Source organism: Gilvimarinus sp. 1_MG-2023, from assembly GCF_030548285.1.
In genome coordinates this window covers 1-249 of the sequence record NZ_JAUOSC010001425.1, presented here as the reverse complement: position 1 = coordinate 249, position 249 = coordinate 1, and the positions used below count along the sequence as shown (strand labels likewise).

Below are 249 nucleotides of genomic sequence, written 5' to 3'. Positions count from 1 at the left end.
CGATGAGATTGACAAGATTTCACGTAAATCCGACAACCCGTCAATCACACGTGATGTATCAGGCGAGGGGGTTCAGCAAGCATTACTGAAGCTCGTCGAGGGGACTGTTGCATCCGTGCCGCCACAAGGTGGTCGAAAACACCCGCAGCAAGAATTTCTACAGGTGGACACCTCCAATATCCTGTTTATTTGCGGAGGAGCCTTTGCCGGACTGGATCAAATTATTCGGGATCGGTCTGAGCGTAGTTC

The 249-nt window shown here is 51.0% G+C and carries 1 protein-coding gene; it reads left to right on the top strand.

All coding sequences use genetic code 11. The features are described 5' to 3' along the window. Nucleotides 1-249: AAA family ATPase (locus tag Q4563_RS21540; RefSeq protein ID WP_303605977.1), on the top strand; the 249-nt coding region annotated here is incomplete at both ends.